The sequence below is a fragment of the Neisseria sp. N95_16 genome, from assembly GCF_002551535.2.
Lineage (GTDB): Bacteria > Pseudomonadota > Gammaproteobacteria > Burkholderiales > Neisseriaceae > Neisseria > Neisseria brasiliensis.
On sequence record NZ_PDBT02000061.1, the window covers coordinates 1 to 15166 of the forward strand.

Below are 15166 nucleotides of genomic sequence, written 5' to 3' on the forward strand. Positions count from 1 at the left end.
AAAAACTCAGGCAGAGCTGATTGAAGAGTTACGCTACATGAGGGCGGAGAACGACTACCTAAAGCACATGAAAGCCCTCAACGAAAAGAACGCCGCCAAAGCTGCGAAACCGTTCAAACGYTGAGGGCGAAGCACCCGCTGAAATACCTGTTGCACAGTGCCGGYATACCCAAAAGCAGTTTCTACTACCACATCGGCAGACCTGATCCCGATATAGAAGCCAAAGCAGCGGTGAGTGAAGTCTATCACCAACACAAAGGYCGCTACGGCCAACGGCGGATTGGTGCCGTATTGTCGTGGAATAAAAAGAAAGTGCAACGTATTATGAGACTATTGGGTTTRAAAGCCAAAGTGCGCAACAAAAAAGCCTATCGTCCGCAAGTCATAGGCGAGACCTCGAAAAACATCCTTAAGCGTGCATTCACTGCCGATAAAGCAGGAGCTAAATGGTTGACCGATGTGACCGAGTTTAAATGTACCGACGGCAAACTGTACTTATCACCGATAYTGGATGTATTCAATCGTGAGATAGTGGCTTATGAGCTCAGTAGAAAGCCGGACAGCAAGATGGTGATGCAGATGCTGGATAAGGCATTCGGCCGTCTGAAAGGGCAGACCCCGCTGCTGCATTCCGACCAAGGAGTGCTTTACCGAACTCAGGCTTATCGGGAAAAACTGGCCGAGAAGGGCATTGTGCAAAGCATGTCGCGCAAAGGGAATGGCTGGGACAATGCACCGATGGAGAGTTTCTTCGGGACATTAAAAGTGGAAAGCTTCTATCAGGAAGGTGTGTTATCGGTGGCAGAATTGACCAAAGTGATAGATGATTACATACGTTACTACAATTATGAACGTATTAGTTTGAATTTAAAAAAGCTGAGTCCTGTGGCTTACAGAACTCAGCTTGAACAGGCTGTTTGAGAAAGATTATTAACTTGTCCAAGAATTGGGGGACAGTTCATACTTTTCAGACGGCCTGAGACTTTTGCAAAATCTCAAGAACCAACAATAAAAGCCCTAAAGGCCGTCATTCCCGCGTAGGCGGGAATCCATCGTGACCTCTATGAAACCTATTTTATTCAGAAGCTTGCTATGCTTAAAAATGGATTCCCGCCTACGCGGGAATGACGGCGGTTTTGTGTGTGCAAGCTTTTGAAGAAGTTTTGCAAAGGTCTCAAGCTTTCGGTCTGAGCTTCAACAACCTTTAGACGATAAAAAAGCACGGTTTCCACCGTGCTTTTTTGAAGCAAAAATGCTTATTTGTTTTTTTGCGAACGAAGATAATCCAAGGTTCTGAGCTGGGCGATGGCTGCGGCCAAAGCAGCATGTGCTTTTGCCAAAGATTCATCGTCTTGCGCCTTAGAAATACGGTCTTCCGCTGCTTTCTTAGCTTGCTCGGCACGCTCCTGATCCATCTCCGCACTGCGGACGGCAACGTCCGCCAATACGGTAATTTTCTCAGGCTGCACTTCCAACAAACCGCCGGAAACAGCAACCAACACTTCTTCAGCCTGACCCGGCACGGTCAAACGCAATGCACCGGGACGTACCAAACTCATGATCGGCTCGTGTCGCGGGTAAATACCGAGCTCACCTTGTACAGTCGGAACCACCACAAAGCTGGCTTCGCCTGAATAGATGTTTTGTTCGCTACTGACCACTTCAACTTGCATGATGCTCATGCCGGCCTCCTTAGTTTAAGGTTTTCGCTTTCTCGGCTGCTTCTTCGATGCCGCCCACCATGTAGAACGCTTGTTCTGGCAAGTGGTCGTATTCACCGTTCAAGATGGCTTTAAAGCCGGCGATGGTGTCACGCAATGCCACATATTTACCTGGAGAACCGGTAAATACTTCAGCAACGTGGAACGGTTGTGACAAGAAGCGTTGGATTTTACGGGCACGCATTACAGTCAGTTTGTCTTCGTCAGACAATTCGTCCATACCCAGAATGGCGATAATATCGCGCAATTCTTTGTATTTTTGCAAAGTAGACTGAACGCCGCGTGCAACATCATAGTGCTCTTGGCCCAATACCATCGGATCCAACTGACGTGAAGTAGAGTCCAACGGGTCAACGGCAGGGTAAATACCCAAAGAAGCAATATCACGGCTCAATACCACGGTTGCATCCAAGTGGGCAAAGGTTGTTGCCGGAGACGGGTCAGTCAAGTCATCCGCAGGTACGTAAACGGCTTGGATAGAAGTAATCGAACCAGTTTGCGTAGAGGTAATACGCTCTTGCAAACGACCCATTTCTTCAGCCAAAGTCGGTTGATAACCTACTGCAGACGGCATACGACCCAACAATGCAGATACTTCGGTACCGGCCAAAGTGTAGCGGTAGATATTGTCTACGAAGAACAATACGTCGCGGCCTTTGCCGTTTTCGTCTTTTTCGTCACGGAAGTACTCAGCCATAGTCAAACCGGTCAAAGCAACGCGCAAACGGTTGCCCGGAGGTTCGTTCATCTGACCGTAAACCATGGCTACTTTATCCAATACGTTGGAATCTTTCATCTCGTGGTAGAAGTCGTTACCTTCACGAGTACGCTCACCTACACCGGCAAACACAGACAAACCGCTGTGCGCTTTGGCGATGTTGTTGATCAATTCCATCATGTTTACGGTTTTACCCACACCGGCACCACCGAACAAGCCTACTTTACCGCCTTTGGCAAACGGACAAAGTAAGTCAATTACTTTAATACCGGTTTCCAACAATTCGGTTGCAGCTGAAAGCTCGTCGAATTTAGGTGCAGACTGGTGAATCGCGCGAGTTTCAGCAGCAGTCACAGGGCCTGCTTCGTCAACCGGGTTACCCAATACGTCCATAATACGGCCCAATGTTGCCTGACCCACAGGTACGGCAATCGGAGAACCGGTATTGCTTACGGTCATACCGCGTTTCAAACCGTCTGAACTACCCATTGCAATGGTACGCACCACGCCGTCGCCCAAAAGTTGTTGCACTTCCAGGGTCAGACCGGTTTCGTCCAATTTCAGGGCATCGTAAACGTGCGGGATAGCATCGCGTGGAAATTCCACGTCAACTACGGCACCAATAATTTGTACGATTTTGCCTTGGCTCATTATCGTATCCTATTTTCTGTACAGTTTCAGACGGCCTAAACAGCCGCTGCACCTGCAACAATTTCTGACAATTCTGTGGTAATCGCAGCTTGACGCGATTTGTTGTACACCAAGCGCAGCTCTTTAATGGCATTGCCTGCGTTGTCGGTAGCGGCTTTCATCGCTACCATACGCGCGGCTTGTTCAGATGCCATGTTATCAGCCAATGCTTGATAAACCACAGATTCTAAATAGCGGCGAACCAGATATTCCAATACAGCAACAGGACTCGGCTCATAACGGTATTCCCAACCATATTGAGAATCGGGATTGACTTGTTCAATCTCGTTTTGACCGATAGGCAGCAATACTTCCATACGTGGCTCTTGGCGCATGGTATTCACAAAACCAGAATACACCAAGTGAATCACATCTAATTCATGTTTTTCGTAGCGTTGGAAAATTTCAGTCAACGGACCCAGCAACAATTCCATTTTAGGCGTATCGCCCAAATTCACTGCACTGGCAATCACGTTTAAACCGATACTTTGGCAAGCTGCCAAACCTTTACTGCCCAGACACACGACATCAACTTCAATGCCCTGCTCCTGATACTCTTGAACTTGCGCCAAAAATTTCTTCAATACATTGGCATTCAAGCCACCGCACAAACCTTTATCAGTCGTCATCAAGATGAAACCGGCACGGCGTACTTCGCGATGCGGTTCTAACAATTTAATGCCGTGATCGGTTTCGGTTTGTGCCAAATGGCTCATTACCGTACGTACTTTTTCGGCGTACGGACGCGCTAAGCGCATCCGTTCCTGAGTCTTCCGCATTTTAGAGGTAGACACCATTTGCATCGCTTTAGTGATCTTTTGGGTATTCTGAACACTGCGAATTTTGGTGAGAATCTCTTTTCCTACTGCCATTTCAGACTCCTTTCATCTGCTATTCTTAGGCTTGGTAAGCGTAAGAAGATTTGAAAGTTTTCATGGCTTCGGTCAATGCTTGTTCCGCTTCATCAGACATCGCGCCTGAAGCATTAATCGCATTCAGCACATCCGGCAATTGGGTACGGACATAGCTCAAGAATTCCGCTTCAAAAGCCAATGCTTTAGAAACTGGAACATCAGAATACGAGCCATTGTTAATCGCCCACAAAGTCAATGCCATTTCAGCGGTGTTCAAGGTGTTGAATTGTTTTTGTTTCATCAATTCAGTCACCACTTCACCGTGTTGCAATTGTTTGCGTGTTGCTTCATCCAAATCAGATGCGAACTGAGAGAACGCAGCCAATTCACGATATTGCGCCAATGCCAAACGGATACCGCCACCCAGTTTTTTGATGACTTTGGTTTGCGCTGCACCACCCACGCGCGATACAGAAATACCGGCGTTGATTGCAGGACGGATACCAGAGTTAAACAGGTCGGTTTCCAAGAAGATTTGGCCGTCGGTAATCGAAATTACGTTGGTCGGTACGAATGCAGATACGTCACCGGCTTGGGTTTCGATAATCGGCAATGCGGTCAATGAACCGGTTTTACCTTTCACTTCGCCATTGGTCAGTTTTTCCACTTCATCTTCGTTGATACGAGCAGCGCGCTCCAACAAACGAGAGTGCAAGTAGAATACGTCACCCGGATAGGCTTCGCGGCCTGGCGGACGGCGCAGCAACAGGGAAATTTGACGATATGCAACGGCTTGTTTAGACAAGTCATCGTAAACGATCAAGGCATCTTCACCGCGGTCGCGGAAGAATTCACCCATGGTACAACCTGAGTAAGGGGCAATGTATTGCAATGCTGCTGCTTCAGAAGCAGTTGCTGCCACCACAATGGTGTGTTCCATTGCGCCATGCTCTTCCAATTTACGCACTACGTTGGCAATCGAAGATGCTTTTTGACCTACGGCAACATAGATACAAATCACACCGGTGCCTTTTTGGTTCACAATCGCGTCCAAAGCAACGGCGGTTTTACCGGTTTGACGGTCACCAATGATCAACTCACGTTGGCCACGACCTACCGGAACCATAGAGTCAATGGCTTTCAAGCCGGTTTGCATTGGTTGGTCAACCGATTTACGGGCAATTACACCTGGTGCAATTTTTTCGATTGGTGCAGAACCGGAAGCATTAATCGAGCCTTTACCGTCAATCGGACGACCCAATGCATCTACCACACGGCCTACCAGCTCGCGGCCTACCGGCACTTCTAAAATGCGACCGGTACAAGTAACGGTATCGCCTTCTTTGATGTGTTCGTATTCACCCAACACTACGGCACCGACGGAGTCACGCTCCAAGTTCATGGCCAAGCCGAAAGTGTTGCCTGGGAATTCGAGCATCTCACCTTGCATGGCGTCTGATAAGCCGTGAATACGTACGATACCGTCAGTCACAGAAATCACCGTACCGCGGGTACGTACTTCTGCGTTAACCGACAGATTTTCGATTTTGGCTTTAATCAAATCGCTAATTTCAGCAGGATTAAGCTGCATGAAAACTCTCCTAATTTGTCATAGTCGTATACAAGGCATTCAATTTACCTTGCACAGACAGATCCAAGACTTGGTCACCCACTTCTACTTTCACACCACCGATTAATTCCGGATCAATTTTCGTGCTCACTTGCAAATCGGTGTTGAAACGTGTTTTTAAAGTAGCGGTCAAATCAGCCAACTGCTCAGACGTTAATTCGTATGCGCTGTAAATAACGGCTGATTTGGTATTGTTGAGTGCCAAGACTAAGTCTTGATATTGCGCGTACACTTCCGGCAAAACATTCAAACGCTTTTGCTCGGCCAGAACGCTTACAAAATTTGTAAGGCTTACATCATTCAAACCGACCAAATCAGTCAATGCTTTTGCTTTATCGGAAGCAGCGGTTTCAGGCTGCTCGACCAGAGACAATACTTTCTGATCCTGCAACACTGCTGCCAATTCTTTCAGTCCGCCCAACCAAGACTCAATTTGGTTTTTTTCCTGTGCCAAACCAAATAATGCTTTTGCATAAGGTCGGGCAATCGTTGCGAACTCTGCCATAGGATTACAGCTCCTGTTTCAAAGTGTTGAGCATGGTTGCGTGTTTAGAAGCATCCACTTCGCTACGCAAGATAGACTCTGCACCTTTCACAGCCAATGCAGCAACTTGCTCGCGCAACGCTTCGCGCGCGCGGTTCATTTCCTGCTCAACATCGGCTTTAGCTTGTGCTGTAATGCGTGCGGCTTCTGTAGAAGCTTGCTGTTTGGCTTCTTCTACAATTGCAGCAGCACGTTTTTCGGCGTTAGCCACCATTTCGGCAACTTGTCCACGCCCTTCGGCCATGAGTTCTGCAACTTTCTTTTCTGCCTGCTCAAAATCGCTTTTACCGCGTTCGGCTGCAGCCAAACCCTCAGCAATTTTGGCGGCGCGCTCGTCCAACGCTTTTGCGATTGGCGGCCACACAAATTTCATGGTAAACCAAACCAAACCGAAAAAGACGATGATCTGCGCAAATAAGGTTGCATTAATATTCACTTTACTTAACCTTCGTATTAGGGTTAATCAAACAAACGATGAAACCGTTTGTAACGAACTTGTGTTCGGATTAGCCTGCAAACGGGTTAACGAAGGCGAACAGCAAGGCAATAGCAACACCGATCAAGAACGCGGCATCGATCAAACCAGCGATCAAGAACAGTTTGGTTTGCAATGGACCAATCAATTCAGGCTGACGAGCAGAAGATTCCAAGTATTTAGAACCTACCATAGCGATACCGATAGAAGCACCCAAAGCGCCCAAAGCTACGATCAAGCCACATGCAATAGCAATCAAACCCATTTTTAAAACTCCTTAAAAGAAAACAAAGGTTAAAACTACGTTGAAAAAATTGAAAAACTACTTAAAAAGAACAACTAAACTTAGTGTGCATCATGTGCTTGGCCAATGTAAACAAACGCCAGCGCCATGAAGATAAATGCCTGCAGGGTAATCACCAAAATGTGGAAAATCGCCCAAGCCAAACCGGCCAAAATGTGGAACATGAACAGAATCGGATCCATCACGCCAATGCTGCCGGAAGCTGCCCATGCACCACCCAACAAAGCAATCAGCAAGAATACCAGCTCACCGGCATACATGTTACCGAACAACCGCATACCGTGTGATACGGTTTTCGACAAGAATTCCACGATATTCAACAAAAAGTTGGCAGGTGCCAATTTCGCACCAAATGGTGCACTGAACATCTCGTGCATCCAACCGCCGAAGCCTTTGATTTTCACGTTGTAGTAAATACAAATAATCAAGACACCGATAGCCAATGCCAGCGTGGTATTCAAATCAGCGGTCGGCACGACACGCAATAATGCATAGTGGTCACCAGTAATGCCCTGCCAAGCCAGCGGCAACAAATCAACCGGCAGCAAGTCCATGGCATTCATCAGGAAAATCCATACAAACAAGGTCAAACCTAATGGCGCAACGGCTTTGCGTGATTGTTCGTTATGGATAATGCTTTTACACATATCATCCACAAACTCAAACAGGATTTCTACCGCAGCTTGAAAGCGGCCGGGCACGCCGGCGGTTGCTTTTTTGGCACCACGCCATAGGATAAAGCTACCGATAATCCCCAACACGACCGCAAAGAAAATTGCGTCCAAGTTGATGTAAGAGAAATCAGCGATATTTTTCAGGCCTTGGCCTTGGGTTACGTCCGACAAACTGGTCAAGCTTTGCAAGTGGTGCTTGATGTAGTCGGCAGCGGTCATAGATTCACCTGCCATAGTCTTTAACTCTCAAATAATACAAAAAAACCAAATGGCTGACGCCGAGCAATCCGAAGAAAAACGGAAGGAAAACCAGTGATTCATGCCAAATTGCAAACACAATCAGCATCAACACCAGCGACAGCACTACTTTTAAAACTTCTCCAAAAATAAACATCCTGCTTTGCAGGTAAGGATTATTTTTAACAAGCTTTAAAAGTAAAACTGCAATAGATGAAGGGATGAGATAGGTGATTCCGCCGGCTAATGCCGACCAAAAACCGCTTTTGCCTACGATTATCGCGCTTAAGGCAGAAACCGCAAACAAGACAATCACTTGTAAAATTAAAATCTGCTTCATATTTTTAAGGCGATTGAGCCACAATACCAAAGCGAGGCTACTATAATCAAGAAGTGCTATGTCGTCAAGCGATTGTTAAGCTTTGTGAAACGTTATTATTTGAGGATACTGCAATTTCAGAAAATTTCTTTGTTTGACAACTGCAATTTTGCGAGGATTTTAACACAAATTACACACTGTTACATACTTATTAATCTTGAAATACAATAATTTATAAACACCCAACATATTCCGTTGTTTTGACTTCACATAATCTCTTTGATTTCAATCAGATTTTAATAAGGCCGTCTGAAATTTTCAGACGGCCTGAAGCATCATTTTTTTGTGCAAATGAAACAGTTTTACTTAAAATTTTTGGTATTTAGCCCAAAATTAAAGGCTATGCATCGTATTGAATGCCCAATTGTTTCAACAGATATTCAAAGGTTTCCGGCGTGTCGAAATGCAACACGATTTTGCCCTTTTTCTGATTGGTGGTTTTGATTTCGGCATTCACACCTAATCGCTCGGTCAATACGTCATTCAAACGTTGCACATCAGGACTGATGGTTTTCTTCGGCTCAACCTCTTTGCTTTGATGTGCCAACTGACTACGGCGCTCGACTTCACGCACCGACCAACCGTTTTTCACTGCCTTTTGCGCCAATTCCAATTGCTCGACCACCGGCAACGTCAACAACGCACGCGCATGCCCCATTTCCAAGCGGCGTTGGTAAAGCATATCTTGTACCGGTTCGGGCAAGCTCAACAAACGCAAACTGTTGGAAATCGCGCTGCGGCTTTTACCGACAGCCTTAGCCACGGTTTCATGCGTTAGGCCGAATTCATCGACCAAGCGTTTCAAGCCTTGTGCTTCTTCAATCGGATTCAGGTTTTCACGTTGCAGGTTTTCAATCAAGCCCATCGCCAGCGCGGTTTCGTCGCTGATGGTTTTGATAACCACCGGAATTTCAGTCAATCCGGCCAATTGCGACGCGCGCCAGCGGCGTTCACCGGCAATCAATTCATATTGCGACAAACCGTGTTCGCGCACAATCACCGGCTGAATCACGCCTTGCGCTTTAATCGAATCGGCCAACTCTTGTAACGCTTCGTCATCCATTTGCACACGCGCCTGATAGCGGCCGGGCTGGATATCGCTGATGGCGACAGAAGTCAGACGGTCGCTGGTGCTGTTGTCCACACCATTGGAAATCAGGGAATCTAAACCGCGGCCCAAACCGCCTTTCATTTTTGCCATATTGTTATCCTTTATTTTAACGGCGCCACAACAGCGCTTTTCAGACGGCCTTATCAAATCATGCGCTATTTTATCGGATATTGCTACGGATAGACAATTTGTATTCTATAATAACGCTTTCAGACGGCCTGACACAGAAAGGCAATACATGACACGTCGGCTCATCATCGGCATCAGCGGCGCAAGCGGTTTTCAATACGGCTACAAAGCCCTACAAATTCTGCAAAACTTGCCCGACATCGAAACGCATTTGGTGGTTTCCAAAGGTGCCGACATGACGCGTGCGCTGGAAACGCCCTATTCTAAGGAAGAAATCATGGCGATGGCCGATGTCGTGCACCCCATCGGCAATTTGGGCGCAGCGATTTCCAGCGGCTCTTTCCGCACCGCCGGTATGTTGGTGGTGCCTTGCTCTATGCGTTCATTGGCTGCCATTGCCCATGGCTACAACGATAACCTACTCACACGGGCGGCAGACGTAGTGTTGAAAGAACGCCGCCGCTTGGTGTTGATGGTGCGCGAATCGCCGCTGAATCTGGCGCATTTAGACAACATGAAACGCGTCACTGAAATGGGCGGCATCATCTTCCCGCCTGTGCCTGCGTTTTACCAACAGCCGCAATCGGTGGATGATATCGTCACCCACAGCGTCGGCCGCGCCTTGGAAATGTTTGACATTGATGTGCCTGAGTTGCCGCACTGGGGCGAAGGCGAATCAAAATAGATGAAATCAGCAGGAAATCATGAAGATTTTCTGCTAATACGATACTGAAACGACTGTGCCGTCTGAATGTTCAGACGGCCTGTTTTATGGGAAATCCTCATTCCCGATATTAAAGGAAACATCATGCATTTACCTGTCGGCCCTTTGGTTAATGCCGCGGCAATTATCGGCGGCGCCATCATCGGCCTCAGTCTTGGCGGCGCACTGCCTGAACGCGTGCGCGCCAATCTGCCCACTTTATTTGGTTTGTTGTGTATTGGTTTGGGGATTATGACCATTCCGGGTGTGAAATATTTTGCCGCAGTCAGCGTTGCTTTGGTGCTGGGTTTGGTTATCGGCGAATGGGTGGACATTGAAAAATGGATTAAACAGCTTGCAACTGCCAGCCAAAATCTTGTGGATAAAATTCTACCGAAAAAAGGCGACTTAAAGTGCGGAAAAATTTTTGGAAAACTATGTGTCGCTGGTGATTTTGTTCTGCTTCAGCGGCATGGGAATTTTCGGCGCGATGAACGAAGGCATGAGCGGCGATCCGTCTATTTTGTATATCAAAGCGATTTTAGACGTGTTCACAGCGATGATTTTCGCCATCAGCCTTGGCGCGATTGTGGCTTTTATCGCCATTCCGCAAACGCTGTTTCAATGCTTACTGTTTTTCTTGGCTGCGCTGATTGTGCCTCTTACCACGCCTGATATGCGTGCAGATTTTGCTGCTGCCGGTGGCTTAATGCTGCTGATGACGGGCTTGCGGATTATGGGGATCAAATCGTTCCCGGTGGCCAATATGCTGCCAAGCCTGATTTTGGTGATGCCGCTGTCGCATATTTGGGCAACGTATGTGGTGTAGCGTTCAGACGGCCTGTTGAGCATTCAAAGCGGCAGATGGTTTAATTTCCAGCCATATCGGCGTATCATGGTTTGCGCTTCACTCAACTATGGCCGATTCAGGCCGTCTGAAACGATAGGAGTCTTGATGAACGCTCTCCCCCACAATATGGCCAAATTTCTCCAACGTAACCATGTCGTCAGCATCGCCACTCAATCGAGCACAGGCGAATTATGGAGCGCCTGCTGCTTTTATGTATTCGATGAAGCCAATGTCCAACTGATTGTGTTGACTTCTCAAACCACGCAACACGGCAGCAACATGGTGGCGCAACCCCGCATTTCCGGCACCATTGCCGGCCAGCCCGACAGCATCACCAAAATCAGCGGCATTCAGTTTCAAGCTCAGGCTAAATGTTTGACCGACGAAGCCAAACGCAAAGCTGCTGCCGCCCTGTTTTACCACGCCCATCCAGTCGCACGTGCAATGAAAAGCGATGTCTGGGCATTGCGGCTGGATAAAGTGAAATTTACCGATAACAAATTGGTGTTCGCCCAAAAAACACATTGGACGCGTGAAGACAAACATGAATCAAATGAAAAGGCCGTCTGAAAAGACCAATGATGACTCAACATCTTATAATCTTTGCCGCTACATTTCAGATGGCCTATTTACGGAATGAACCCCATGAGCACTGAAAATTGGTGCGTCTATTTGATTTTGTGTGCCAACGAATCGCTTTATTGCGGCATTACCAACCGACCAAGCGAGCGTTTTCAAGCGCACCAAACCGGTAAAGGCGCGCGCTACACCCGCATTCACAAGCCCATCGCCATGCGCGTACTTTCAGACGGCCTCAGTAAAAGCGACGCACTCAAGCAAGAAATCGCCACCAAGAAATTAAACGCCGCACAAAAGCGCGTTTTATGGTTGGAAATGGCAAATGCACAAGAAATCAAGGCCGTCTGAAAGAAGCTGACGGAGATTTCAGACGGCCTACCACTCTACCCTGCTTTGTTATAAAATCCTTATTCTGTTCACTCAGGAAACCGACCATGACCACCGACATCCAACGCAATGTTGACGACAACGAAATCGCCAAATTCAGCCAAATTGCTGAAAAATGGTGGGATAAAAACAGCGAATTCAAACCGCTGCACGACATCAATCCGCTGCGCCTGGGTTACATCGATGGCTTAGGTCATTTGAGCGGCAAGCAGGTTTTGGATGTCGGTTGCGGTGGCGGCATTCTCGCCGAAAGCATGGCCAAACGCGGTGCATCGCATGTGACCGGCATCGATATGGCCGAAAAGTCTTTGAAAGTAGCTGAAGTGCACGCGGCGGAACAAAACGTCGATAATATTGCTTACCGCTGCGTACCTGTGGAAGAGTTGGCTGCTGAGCAACCACATAGCTTTGATGTGGTCACCTGCATGGAAATGCTCGAGCATGTGCCCGATCCGGCCGCTATTATCAAAGCCTGCGCACAATTGGTGAAACCTGATGGCATGGTGTTTTTCTCCACCATCAACCGCAATCCGAAATCTTATCTGCATTTGATTGTCGGCGCAGAATATGTATTAAACTTTGTACCGAAAGGTACGCACGACTGGCAAAAATTCATTACGCCTGCGGAATTGGCGCGGATGTGTCGCCAAGCCGGTTTGGATGTTGTCGATACAAAAGGCATGAAATACAATCTGTTAACTAAAGAATACAGCATCAGTGATGTGACGGACACCAATTATATGATTGCCTGTCGTCCGGCTTAATCACACAACAAAAGGCCGTCTGAAACATAATGTTTCAGACGGCCTTTTGTTGAACTTCATTAATTAACGCTTCATTTCGCCCTGAATGGCACGAATATTGGCTTCACGATCGCGTACTGCTTGGTTCAGACGGCTGATTTTGGCTTGATCGCCTTTCTTGCGCGCCACATTCAATTGCACTTTAGCACGCGCCAATGCGGCTTGCTCATTGCGGATTTCGTTTTGCAGAATCTGCTTGCGGGTAAGCTGTGGCTTCGGTTTGGCAACCGGTGCATTAATCACCGGCGCATGAATGATTTTGGCCTTGCGGTTCAGCTCGGCAGCTCGTGCTTGGGCTGATTTCAAATCACCGGCACTGGTTTTACGGCCTGATGTATCATTGCCATTGCGCAGCTTGATATTCATACGGGGATTAGCCGCTTCGGCGCTATTGGTTACGCTACCACTGGTGGCCTGTGGCAAAATTTTAATATCGCTGACATCCGGCGCAGCAGAACCTGGGGCTTCTTTTAAATCCACTTTCTCAGGTAAGGCTTTGGTCGCTTCTTCAGGTGCGACCTGAGCAGCGCCATTGGTATGGGATTCCTCACATTGCGTGCCGATTTTCTTTTCGGTAAAGACAATCCCGCCATCTACCTTACAGATATAAGTAACGGCTTGCGCCGACATGGCAGCAGTGCTCAGGCTCAATGCCAGAATCAGTTTTTGAAAAATAAGTTTCATGCTGTTTGTAAAGTCATTCAGATATGAGAGCGGCTATTATACTATGCCGTCTGTAAAGTGCGTAAATGCTGTGTTAAAGCGATGGAGATAATACGGCATAAATGTATTCAGACGGCCATATTGTATCTAAGGGTGCAGTGATTTTAAAATGCTCACCGCGATGTTGGAATTCTATTTGCCAAGCGTGTAAATACATTCGTTCGGCGGGCGTTCCGCCATACAATTCATCACCCAGAATCGGGCTGCCTAAGCTTTTCATGGCAACACGCAATTGATGCGTTTTACCCGTGTGCGGTTGCAACACAAATAAGCGTAGGTTAGGTGCTATCGCATGGCTATGAAACTGAGTAATGGCAGGATTGGCCATATCTCGTGTTAACTTCCATGCCCCACGGCGGGATTTTTCCATTCTACCTTTAATCCAACCCTGCTTTTTGGATGGCTTTGTATCGCTCAGTGCCAAATAAGTTTTGCACATGGTTTTGTCAGAAAATTGTTGGGCCAATTCTGAAGCCGTTTGCTCATTGAGTGCTAACAACAATACACCGCTGGTTGCTTTATCTAATCGATGCAGCAACCATACCCTTTCTAAACCCAATTGTGCTGCCAGCGTTTGCGTCAAGCTGATTTGGTTTTCTTCCTGATGCACCGCAATGTGACAAGGTTTGTTGATGGCAACGAAGTTTTGATTCTGAAAAAGAATCACCCACATGTTCAGACGGCCTTAATTCAATGCAATACCTTGACCCATTAGCGTAATGGCACCCAACACACAAAATAAAATACACGCAGAAATGCGAACCGCTTTAGCCGGAATCTTCTTCATTAGCATCTGCCCTAAATAAACCACCGGCACATTTGCCAACATCAAGCCCAACACGCTACCACATATCACCCAAAACATCTCTTGATATTTGGCTGCTAACAATACTGTGGCAATTTGCGTTTTATCACCAATTTCTGCCATAAAAAACAGCACTACCGTTGCGCCAAAAGCACCATATTTCAGCCATCGGCTATCCGGATTCTCATCTTTATCCGGCAACAGCAACCACAGCCCTACCGCAATAAAACTCAAGCCGACGATCCATTTCATCAGTTCAGGCGAAATATATTGCGCCAGCCACACACCAATGACAGCAGAAAGCGCATGGTTCAGCAGCGTGGCCACAAAAATACCGAAAACAATGGCGTTCTTTTGTGAAAATCGAGTTGCTAAAAATAATGCGAGTAGTTGGGTTTTATCGCCAATTTCGGCAATCATCACACCCAATGTTGAAGAGAAAAAAGCTTCCATAAGATACTCAACCGTTTCGTGGGCAACATAAAAGCACAGCAATTGCCCACTGGAATTACCATGCTTTACGTCTTGCCTGTCATTCGTTTGAGCGAAGATGCGGTTACCATGCCGAAGCAATTATGTTGACAACCGCTCCGGAAACCGAATCATCCGGATGGCTACTCCCGTAAAGAGAAGCAAAATTATAATGCTTGTGCCTTATCTACACAACCTCTTTTAGGATTTAAGAAATGGAATATCCAATCAAAGGAACACAATACAATGCTTTTATTCAACTACAGTTGTATCACACGCTGTTGTATCAAACGTAAAGAAGCCTCTGACATTCATCAGAGGCTTCGGAATGGGTGTTTGGCAGTGACCTACTTTCACATGGAAGAACCACACTATCATC

General features: G+C 47.1%; 18 protein-coding genes and 2 pseudogenes. 7 read left to right on the forward strand and 13 right to left on the reverse strand.

Annotation, left to right across the window (positions count from 1 at the left end; genetic code table 11):
• Nucleotides 1-138 precede the first annotated feature (138 nt).
• Nucleotides 139-921, forward strand: coding sequence for an IS3 family transposase (locus CRG49_RS09655; RefSeq protein ID WP_232727250.1), 783 nt, complete (start codon nucleotides 139-141; stop codon nucleotides 919-921).
• A 335-nt stretch (nucleotides 922-1256) separates the two neighbouring features.
• Here the strand turns inward: CRG49_RS09655 and CRG49_RS09660 are convergent, their stop codons facing one another.
• From CRG49_RS09660 to CRG49_RS09705, 10 genes are all read right to left on the reverse strand, one after another.
• Entirely contained in the window at nucleotides 1257-1682 is a 426-nt protein-coding gene (locus tag CRG49_RS09660) for a F0F1 ATP synthase subunit epsilon (RefSeq protein WP_095501774.1), read from the reverse strand.
• Between the two features lie 10 nt (nucleotides 1683-1692).
• A complete protein-coding gene (gene atpD / locus CRG49_RS09665) occupies nucleotides 1693-3090 on the reverse strand; it encodes a F0F1 ATP synthase subunit beta (RefSeq protein WP_095501773.1) in 1398 nt (465 codons plus the stop codon).
• Nucleotides 3091-3125: 35 nt separating this feature from the next.
• A complete protein-coding gene (gene atpG, locus CRG49_RS09670) occupies nucleotides 3126-4001 on the reverse strand; it encodes a F0F1 ATP synthase subunit gamma (RefSeq protein WP_095501772.1) in 876 nt (291 codons plus the stop codon).
• Nucleotides 4002-4026: 25 nt separating this feature from the next.
• Nucleotides 4027-5574, reverse strand: coding sequence for a F0F1 ATP synthase subunit alpha (gene atpA / locus CRG49_RS09675; RefSeq protein ID WP_095501771.1), 1548 nt, complete (start codon nucleotides 5572-5574; stop codon nucleotides 4027-4029).
• 10 nt (nucleotides 5575-5584) lie between these two features.
• Complete coding sequence (locus CRG49_RS09680; protein WP_095501770.1) at nucleotides 5585-6118, reverse strand: F0F1 ATP synthase subunit delta; 534 nt, start codon at nucleotides 6116-6118, stop codon at nucleotides 5585-5587.
• A gap of 4 nt (nucleotides 6119-6122) precedes the next feature.
• Entirely contained in the window at nucleotides 6123-6593 is a 471-nt protein-coding gene (locus tag CRG49_RS09685) for a F0F1 ATP synthase subunit B (RefSeq protein ID WP_095501769.1), read from the reverse strand.
• A gap of 70 nt (nucleotides 6594-6663) precedes the next feature.
• A complete protein-coding gene (atpE, locus tag CRG49_RS09690; protein ID WP_004284425.1) occupies nucleotides 6664-6897 on the reverse strand; it encodes a F0F1 ATP synthase subunit C in 234 nt (77 codons plus the stop codon).
• Nucleotides 6898-6977: 80 nt separating this feature from the next.
• On the reverse strand, nucleotides 6978-7844 hold the full coding sequence (gene atpB / locus CRG49_RS09695; protein WP_095501768.1) for a F0F1 ATP synthase subunit A: 867 nt from the start codon (nucleotides 7842-7844) through the stop codon (nucleotides 6978-6980).
• On the reverse strand, nucleotides 7834-8187 hold the full coding sequence (locus CRG49_RS09700) for an ATP synthase subunit I (protein ID WP_095501767.1): 354 nt from the start codon (nucleotides 8185-8187) through the stop codon (nucleotides 7834-7836). The genes atpB and CRG49_RS09700 overlap by 11 nt, the downstream gene beginning before the upstream one ends.
• Nucleotides 8188-8566: 379 nt before the next feature.
• Nucleotides 8567-9427, reverse strand: coding sequence for a ParB/RepB/Spo0J family partition protein (locus CRG49_RS09705; RefSeq protein WP_095501766.1), 861 nt, complete (start codon nucleotides 9425-9427; stop codon nucleotides 8567-8569).
• Nucleotides 9428-9525: 98 nt separating this feature from the next.
• Between CRG49_RS09705 and CRG49_RS09710 the strand changes: the two are divergent.
• The 6 genes and pseudogenes from CRG49_RS09710 to ubiG all read left to right on the forward strand — a co-directional run bounded on the left by CRG49_RS09710 (nucleotide 9526) and on the right by ubiG (nucleotide 12749).
• Nucleotides 9526-10151 (forward strand): annotated as a pseudogene (locus tag CRG49_RS09710) (UbiX family flavin prenyltransferase).
• Nucleotides 10152-10274: 123 nt separating this feature from the next.
• Nucleotides 10275-10490 (forward strand): annotated as a pseudogene (locus CRG49_RS13720) (DUF554 family protein); the annotation flags it as partial.
• Nucleotides 10491-10596: 106 nt separating this feature from the next.
• Entirely contained in the window at nucleotides 10597-10998 is a 402-nt protein-coding gene (locus CRG49_RS13725) for a DUF554 family protein (protein ID WP_255408380.1), read from the forward strand.
• Between the two features lie 126 nt (nucleotides 10999-11124).
• Nucleotides 11125-11589 carry a pyridoxamine 5'-phosphate oxidase family protein gene (locus CRG49_RS09720; protein ID WP_095501764.1) on the forward strand — a complete coding sequence of 155 codons (465 nt, stop codon included), beginning with the start codon at nucleotides 11125-11127 and terminating at the stop codon, nucleotides 11587-11589.
• 75 nt (nucleotides 11590-11664) lie between these two features.
• Complete coding sequence (locus CRG49_RS09725; RefSeq protein ID WP_095501763.1) at nucleotides 11665-11946, forward strand: GIY-YIG nuclease family protein; 282 nt, start codon at nucleotides 11665-11667, stop codon at nucleotides 11944-11946.
• 86 nt (nucleotides 11947-12032) lie between these two features.
• On the forward strand, nucleotides 12033-12749 hold the full coding sequence (gene ubiG, locus CRG49_RS09730) for a bifunctional 2-polyprenyl-6-hydroxyphenol methylase/3-demethylubiquinol 3-O-methyltransferase UbiG (RefSeq protein ID WP_095501762.1): 717 nt from the start codon (nucleotides 12033-12035) through the stop codon (nucleotides 12747-12749).
• A gap of 63 nt (nucleotides 12750-12812) precedes the next feature.
• Here the strand turns inward: ubiG and CRG49_RS09735 are convergent, their stop codons facing one another.
• From CRG49_RS09735 to CRG49_RS09745, 3 genes are all read right to left on the reverse strand, one after another.
• Nucleotides 12813-13472: a hypothetical protein gene (locus CRG49_RS09735; RefSeq protein WP_095501761.1), complete on the reverse strand. Its 660-nt coding sequence runs from the start codon at nucleotides 13470-13472 to the stop codon at nucleotides 12813-12815.
• Between the two features lie 73 nt (nucleotides 13473-13545).
• On the reverse strand, nucleotides 13546-14184 hold the full coding sequence (locus CRG49_RS09740; protein ID WP_095501760.1) for a TIGR01621 family pseudouridine synthase: 639 nt from the start codon (nucleotides 14182-14184) through the stop codon (nucleotides 13546-13548).
• A gap of 12 nt (nucleotides 14185-14196) precedes the next feature.
• Nucleotides 14197-14769 carry a TMEM165/GDT1 family protein gene (locus CRG49_RS09745; RefSeq protein WP_095501759.1) on the reverse strand — a complete coding sequence of 191 codons (573 nt, stop codon included), beginning with the start codon at nucleotides 14767-14769 and terminating at the stop codon, nucleotides 14197-14199.
• Nucleotides 14770-15166 lie beyond the last annotated feature (397 nt).

Bases quoted from the DNA above. Each gene is read 5' to 3' on its own strand.
- CRG49_RS09660 (WP_095501774.1), bottom strand. From the start codon at position 1,682: ATGAGCATCATGCAAGTTGAAGTGGTCAGTAGCGAACAAAACATCTAT.
- atpD (WP_095501773.1), bottom strand. From the start codon at position 3,090: ATGAGCCAAGGCAAAATCGTACAAATTATTGGTGCCGTAGTTGACGTG.
- atpG (WP_095501772.1), bottom strand. From the start codon at position 4,001: ATGGCAGTAGGAAAAGAGATTCTCACCAAAATTCGCAGTGTTCAGAAT.
- atpA (WP_095501771.1), bottom strand. From the start codon at position 5,574: ATGCAGCTTAATCCTGCTGAAATTAGCGATTTGATTAAAGCCAAAATC.
- CRG49_RS09680 (WP_095501770.1), bottom strand. From the start codon at position 6,118: ATGGCAGAGTTCGCAACGATTGCCCGACCTTATGCAAAAGCATTATTT.
- atpE (WP_004284425.1), bottom strand. From the start codon at position 6,897: ATGGGTTTGATTGCTATTGCATGTGGCTTGATCGTAGCTTTGGGCGCT.
- atpB (WP_095501768.1), bottom strand. From the start codon at position 7,844: ATGGCAGGTGAATCTATGACCGCTGCCGACTACATCAAGCACCACTTG.
- CRG49_RS09700 (WP_095501767.1), bottom strand. From the start codon at position 8,187: ATGAAGCAGATTTTAATTTTACAAGTGATTGTCTTGTTTGCGGTTTCT.
- CRG49_RS09705 (WP_095501766.1), bottom strand. From the start codon at position 9,427: ATGGCAAAAATGAAAGGCGGTTTGGGCCGCGGTTTAGATTCCCTGATT.
- CRG49_RS09720 (WP_095501764.1), top strand. From the start codon at position 11,125: ATGAACGCTCTCCCCCACAATATGGCCAAATTTCTCCAACGTAACCAT.
- CRG49_RS09725 (WP_095501763.1), top strand. From the start codon at position 11,665: ATGAGCACTGAAAATTGGTGCGTCTATTTGATTTTGTGTGCCAACGAA.
- ubiG (WP_095501762.1), top strand. From the start codon at position 12,033: ATGACCACCGACATCCAACGCAATGTTGACGACAACGAAATCGCCAAA.
- CRG49_RS09735 (WP_095501761.1), bottom strand. From the start codon at position 13,472: ATGAAACTTATTTTTCAAAAACTGATTCTGGCATTGAGCCTGAGCACT.
- CRG49_RS09740 (WP_095501760.1), bottom strand. From the start codon at position 14,184: ATGTGGGTGATTCTTTTTCAGAATCAAAACTTCGTTGCCATCAACAAA.
- CRG49_RS09745 (WP_095501759.1), bottom strand. From the start codon at position 14,769: ATGGAAGCTTTTTTCTCTTCAACATTGGGTGTGATGATTGCCGAAATT.